Source organism: Streptococcus sp. HMSC072C09, assembly GCF_001813105.1.
Lineage (GTDB): Bacteria > Bacillota > Bacilli > Lactobacillales > Streptococcaceae > Streptococcus.
Genome location: NZ_KV811485.1, coordinates 351,135 through 357,816, shown reverse-complemented (window position 1 = coordinate 357,816; position 6,682 = coordinate 351,135). Strand labels below are relative to the sequence as shown.

Annotated in this window: 6 protein-coding genes; all 6 read right to left on the bottom strand. The window is 43.6% G+C overall.

Going from position 1 to position 6,682, the window contains the following annotated elements; all coding sequences use genetic code 11:
- Positions 1 to 35 precede the first annotated feature (35 nt).
- On the bottom strand, positions 36 to 1,007 hold the full coding sequence (locus tag HMPREF2893_RS01855; RefSeq protein WP_070673923.1) for a YihY/virulence factor BrkB family protein: 972 nt from the start codon (positions 1,005 to 1,007) through the stop codon (positions 36 to 38).
- Between the two features lie 82 nt (positions 1,008 to 1,089).
- The gene (locus tag HMPREF2893_RS01850) at positions 1,090 to 1,950 is read right to left on the bottom strand and encodes a methionyl aminopeptidase (protein ID WP_003003694.1); all 861 of its coding nucleotides are present in this window, start codon (positions 1,948 to 1,950) and stop codon (positions 1,090 to 1,092) included.
- A gap of 21 nt (positions 1,951 to 1,971) precedes the next feature.
- On the bottom strand, positions 1,972 to 3,249 hold the full coding sequence (gene spxR / locus HMPREF2893_RS01845; RefSeq protein ID WP_003006721.1) for a CBS-HotDog domain-containing transcription factor SpxR: 1,278 nt from the start codon (positions 3,247 to 3,249) through the stop codon (positions 1,972 to 1,974).
- Complete coding sequence (locus tag HMPREF2893_RS01840; RefSeq protein WP_070673922.1) at positions 3,242 to 3,793, bottom strand: GNAT family N-acetyltransferase; 552 nt, start codon at positions 3,791 to 3,793, stop codon at positions 3,242 to 3,244. Before HMPREF2893_RS01840 ends, spxR begins: the two co-directional genes overlap by 8 nt.
- A gap of 56 nt (positions 3,794 to 3,849) precedes the next feature.
- Positions 3,850 to 5,109 (bottom strand): UDP-N-acetylglucosamine 1-carboxyvinyltransferase, encoded by a 1,260-nt coding sequence (locus HMPREF2893_RS01835; protein ID WP_070673921.1) that lies wholly within the window; start codon positions 5,107 to 5,109, stop codon positions 3,850 to 3,852.
- Positions 5,110 to 5,301: 192 nt separating this feature from the next.
- Entirely contained in the window at positions 5,302 to 6,492 is a 1,191-nt protein-coding gene (metK, locus tag HMPREF2893_RS01830) for a methionine adenosyltransferase (protein ID WP_070673920.1), read from the bottom strand.
- Positions 6,493 to 6,682: the final 190 nt, after the last annotated feature.

Below are 6,682 nucleotides of genomic sequence, written 5' to 3'. Positions count from 1 at the left end.
TTCTAACGAATTACCGATTTCTGTCCCACTCTCCCTTATTCCGTTTTTTCTTTTTTTATCAAGCGTAACCGACGCTTTAATTTTTGTGAAACTTCTCTATGCCGAAAGTCCACTTCTTCTGATTTTAACTTAGAGACAATTTCTCCACTGCGCGTTTGGAACTTGGCTTCTCTGGCAAATTGGATACTGGCGTTTAAAATACAACCAATAATCATGATTTTTGCCACCAAGATGAACCAGAACATGATGACCGCTAGGACGACCGAACCGAAGAAACGAGCATCTAAGAAATGACTCACATAACGATCCACATATTTCCAAAAGATATTCAAGATCGCATACAGGACAGCAACAACAAAGGTCGCCCCTGGCAATACATATCTAAATTTTGGAATTTTGACATTTGGAAGGGTGTAATAGAGCAAGACCAGACTGACAAAAAGTAAGAGGTAGATGGTCGGCTCTGTCAAATTCAGTAAGCGCACATAAATCGTCCGATCAAATGAAAAGGTCTGATAGAGATAACGAACGATCATTTTCCCAAACATGGAAAGGATCAGCGAGAGTCCAAACAAGCCCTGCAAGGCAAAACTGATCAGAAAGCTAAAGAGTCGCCCCCAGATAATACCACGCTCCTTTTCCACCCCATAACTCTTGTTATAGGCTTTTTGGAGGTAGGCAATGCTCTGTGAGAAGATCCACAAAGCAGAAATAATCGAGAAACTCAGTAAGCCTGTCGAAGGTTTGGTCAAGACACTCGAAATCATCTGTGCCACTATTCGATATAAGGAGGCTGGCAAAACTTTCTGTAAGCTTAAAAGAATCTGAGTGGGACGAATATGAAAGTAGGGTAAAATATTGGCTGCAATCAGCATCAAAGGGAAAATGGAGATCAGCAAATAATAGGCCACCGCAATGCTAGTGATGTCAGACTCTGCACTCTGATAAAACCGCACGAAGCCCTTTATAAATGGCTGTCCCAGTACTTTTTGTAGGACCTTTTTCATTCGTCACCTCCCCATTTTACTAAAAAAGAGCAAAGAGCGAAACCAGACACTTGCCTTCAGCTCCATTCTTTCCTCTCTAGTTTTAGTATGTTCCTTCTTCACCTTGACTAGTCAAGATCACTGGACCATCTTTTGTAATCACAAATTGATGCTCGTATTGACAAGAAAGGCCACCGTCGAGGGTCTTATGGGCCCAACCAGTTTCCATATCTGTATCAATCTCCCAAGTACCGGTATTAATCATTGGCTCAATCGTCAAGACCATCCCTTCACGTAAGCGAAGACCGCGTCCAGCACGACCATAATGCGGGACCATTGGTTCTTCATGCATGGTAGGCCCGACACCGTGTCCGACCAAATCACGCACCACGCCATAGCCTTTGCTTTCTGCATACTCTTGAATCGCTGCACCAATATCTCCCAAGCGATTGCCAACGACCGCTTTCTCAATTCCCTTATAGAGACATTCTTTGGTCACGTCCATCAAATCTTTGACTTCTTGCGAAACATTTCCAACCGCATAAGCCCAGCAAGAGTCCGCCAAGCCACCACTATAAGACTCCGTGTATTTCTTGACTTGCGCTACATTATCAAAATCTAATTTCGATACATCCAAAACAGACTTATCAAGCGGTTCTGACAAGACCATGTCTACCTTGAGGAGATCACCATCTTTGAGAATGACGTGACGTGGAAAAGCATGGGCTACTTCGTCATTCAAACCACAGCAAGTCGCATAAGGATAGTCCATGAGACTACCTTCTACACCGATTTGAAGCGGCAAGACATTGGCTTCTTTACAGCGACGACGGACATATTCTTCTACTTCCCATAGGTCAAGCCCTGGCTTGATCAAGTCACGCAATCCAATATGGATACTGGCAAGGAAATCACCTGCACGATCCATGGCTTCAATTTCACGTTGTGATTTTAATGTAATCATTGTCTCCTCATTTCTTTTTGTTTAATTAATCTTAATTGTAATGGTTGCTTTCGCAACTAGCTGCAGATCTAAATACAAGCTAAAATCAACCAAGGCCGAACGTCTGGTTCGTCGAACTAGTTGTGGTTCAATGCGGATCACATCATCCACCTGCACAGCCTGTAAAAAATTGATGATCAACTGTTCGACAATCAAGCTACGCCCACTGTGTTGCATCATCTTGCGAATAATCTTCATCAGCACTTCGATCATGACCCCATTGGCCAAAACACCGCTTTTCTCCAGCATACTTGGCTCCACTGTGAATTGGTAATGGTCGTTCTCTGTCTGAATCTTTTGACCGATCTGCTCACTAAAGGTTGGTAAGCTCGAAAACTGCACCTTGCTAATCCGATCCATGACATCCCGACGCGTAATAACCCCCAGCAAGGTCTGGTTATTACGAACAACAGGAATCATTTCATAATCTTCAGCGATCATCCGTTGGCTAATGGTCGCAATGCTGGTGGACAAATTAGTGGTAAAAATGGTCCGTGACATCACCTTATCAAGGGTCGTCTGAGGCGCCTTATCTCCAGCATCTCTCATGGTTACGACGCCCACTACCATCTGGTGCTGATTGACAACCGGAAAACGACTAAAGCGATTCTTTCGAACCAAATCTAAATAATCCCTTACCGTATCCGTCTCAGAAAGATAGCCGTACTCATGGAAGGGCCGATAGACCTGCTCGACTGTCAAGATATCCGTCTTGATCTGCATGTTAGACAAAGCCTTATTGATCATGGTCGCGACGGTATAGGTATCGTGTGAAGTTCGGATGACTGGGATTTGTACCTGATTGGCCAGATCAATCACATCCTCACTCACTTCAAAGCCACCCGTCACTAAGACCGCATTGTCATGCTTAAGAGCCAATCGTTGGATGCTAGTGCGGTCACCCACGATCAAAAGCCCCCCTTCAGACACATAGTCAAGGACGTGCTTTTCTGTCATGGCACCGATATAAAATTTATTAAATTCTTTTTCGAGTCCCTCTTCACCAGCTAATATTTCAGAACCGGTGATTTCTAAAATTTCCCGATAAGTCAGGTGCTCTAGTACAGCTTTTTGCGATTTGACACGGATGGTCCCGCTTCTAGGACGCGTTTCGACAATTCCTTGATTTTCAGCTTCTTTAATGGCACGATAGGCCGTCCCATCACTGACATTCAAAAAATTGGAGATACTGCGGACACTGACCCGTTTTCCAATCGGTAATTTTTCGAGATAGTCTAAAATCTCTTGGTGTTTACTCATAGAAGTCCCCTCTACCTAGGCGGAAATCATAATAATCGCGCATTTTACGCGTATAGCGGTCACTCCCTTTGAATTGACGAAAGAGACGAAAACCAGCCTTCAAAGCAACCTTTTGACTCCCTGCATTTTCAACATGGGTGACAATCTTAAGCTCCTTCAGTTGAAATTTCTCAAATGATAGAGAGACCAACTCTTTGACCGCTTCTGTCATCAGACCCTTTCCCCAAAAATCTTTGTGTAAAAAGTAGCCTAACTCAGCCTCACCCTTGATTTCATCCAACTTTTCAAATTTGATGGAGCCGATCATCTGATTGGTTTCCTGATCACAGATCGCCCAAACCCCCAAAGGATTTTTCATGAAATAATTGGCTAGTACATACTGGGTTTCGGCAAGATCGGCTTGTGCAGGAAAGATAAATTGTAAATTTTCAGGATTAGAAGCAATCTTATAAAAATCTTCCGCATCCTCAAAGAGAAAAGGTCGTAAATACAACCTTTGTGTTTCAATTAGTGAATAGGCAGCTAAGTGCGTCCAAATATTCATCTCAAACTCCATTGTTCGTGTATCCAGCTGCCACTATCAGATCTCTAGCTCTGTCACTATTCCTCTACCAACTGGATGTCTGCTCCAAGTTGGGTCAATTTATGAATAATATCTGAATACCCGCGAAGGATGTATTCCACATTTGTAATTTCTGTTGTTCCAGAAGCCATGAGACCGGCGATCACTAAAGCCGCACCAGCTCGAAGATCCGTCGCTTTCACACTGGATCCTGTCAATTGATTTGGCCCTTCATAAATAATGTGGTCGTTCAAGGTCGAAATGGTGGCCCCCATTTTAGCTAATTCTGGTACATGGTTGACCCGTTTTTCATAAATCGTATCAACAATGCGACCACGTCCTACAGCCGTTAAGAGCAAAGGCGTGATCGGTTGTTGCAAGTCAGTCGCAAAACCAGGATAAGGAGATGTTTTGATCTGGATCGCCTTCAAGCCCGTCTGCTTTTCTACAAAGATACTATCTTCAGAAATGGTCATGCGCACACCCATTTCCTCTAACTTAGCAATATAGCTCTCTAAATGCTCATATAGGACATTATTGATCTGGATACCTTCCCCAATAGCAGCTGCAAGGGCAATATAGGTTCCTGCTTCGATACGATCTGGAATCACCTGATGTCTCGTTCCATGCAATTGTGGAACACCATCAATGATAATAATATCTGTCCCTGCTCCACGAATATGGGCTCCCATGTTGTTGAGCAAGGTCACCACATCGATAATTTCAGGTTCCCGCGCCGCATTTTCGATCACTGTCCGACCTTCAGCCTTGACTGCTGCCAAAATCGTATTGATCGTTGCACCGACACTAACAGTATCCATGTAGATGTTTGCTCCTTGAAGAGGCTTGCCATCAGTCGCAAGTTTCATACTAGAGCCATCCATGGTCATAGCAGCTCCCATCGCTTCAAAGGCCTTCAAATGCAAATCGATCGGACGTGGGCCAAGGTCACACCCACCAGGAAGTCCAACAGTTGCTTGACCATAGCGCCCTAACAAACTGCCATAGAAATAATAGGAAGCTCGCAGACTGTTGATCTTTCCAAATGGCATGGGCATATTCTTCACCCCACGTGGATCAATGACCAAACTGTCTTCTTTGCGCTCGATCTTAGCCCCCATGATGGTCATGATTTCAATCAGACTCGCCACGTCGGAGATATCCGGTACCCCATCAAGGGTCACGATATCATCCGCCAGAATGGTCGCCGGAATCAGGGCTACTACACTATTTTTTGCACCACTAATGGTCACCTCTCCTTTTAGAGGGTGACCACCATTTATTACAATTTTTTTCATCTTAATAATTTATTAGCTCTTTCAAGTCTTTTTCCTTTTACTATCGTTTTTTGTAACGAAAATAAAAGGGACAACGTATTCAAAATACTGCATCTATTATACCACAGATCGACCTATTTTTCCATCTGTAGGAATTTTCAAAACGAAAAAAAGCTAGGATCAACTTGACCCTAACTTTTCCATTTCAACGAATTATTTTACAGCTTCTTTCAAGGCTTCTACCTTGTCCAAACGTTCCCATGGAAGGTCAATATCTGTCCGTCCCATATGGCCATAAGCCGCTGTTTGACGGTAGATTGGACGTTTCAAATCCAGCATTTGGATAATCCCTGCAGGACGAAGGTCAAAGATTTGACGCGCTGCTGCTTCTAATTTGCTTTCAGCAACTGTTCCCGTACCGAAGGTATCGATCCGAACAGAGACAGGTTGAGCCACCCCAATGGCATAAGCCAATTGCACTTCTGCTTTCTTAGCAAGACCTGCTGCTACGATATTTTTGGCAATGTAGCGAGCTGCATAAGAAGCGGAACGGTCCACCTTAGTGGCATCCTTACCAGAGAAGGCACCACCACCGTGACGTGAGTAACCACCATAAGTATCCACGATAATCTTACGACCTGTCAAACCTGAGTCCCCTTGAGGTCCACCAATAACAAAGCGACCAGTAGGGTTGATGAAGAATTTGGTCTCAGCATCTAGATAAGAAGCTGGAATCACCTCTTTGATGACCTTGTTAATCACATCTTCGTGGATTTGTTCATTGCTGACGTCTGGATCGTGTTGAGTTGAAATAACCACTGTATCCACGCGCACAGGGCGGTCGTTTTCATCGTACTCAACAGTGACCTGTGACTTGGCATCTGGACGAAGATAGCTGATTTCACCAGACTTACGAAGCTCTGCCAAACGACGAACCAACTTGTGGCTGAGTGAAATTGGCAATGGCATAAGTTCTTCTGTTTCATCCACCGCAAAACCAAACATAAGACCTTGGTCTCCCGCTCCGATCAAATCAAGTGGATCTTGATCTTCATTTCCACGTACTTCCAAGGCTTCATTAACCCCTTGGGCAATATCAGGAGATTGTTCCACCAAAGATGGGTGTACTCCTACCGTCTCAGCAGAGAATCCATATTCCGTATTAGTATATCCAATTTCTGCAATGGTATCACGAACCACACGGTTAATATCCACATAAGCAGTCGTTGAAATCTCACCGAAGACATGCACGGAACCAGTATAAACAGCTGTTTCGGCAGCCACGTGAGCTTCTGGATCTTGCTCTAAAATAGCATCTAAAATAGCATCTGAAATTTGGTCTGCAATCTTATCTGGATGCCCCTCAGATACAGATTCAGACGTGAAAAGTTTACGTTCTGACATAAAAATGTCCCCCCTTAAAAAATATTGTTATAGAGTTACAAAGTACTGATAGAAGATTTCTACCACCTTATCGGGACCATATAACACTTCATTATAACACATTACATATGATATGGAAAATGATTTTTCAAAAAGCCCATTAAATCAGCTTTTTCGGTCTATGCACTACCCAGTTAAACTGACTTAAACA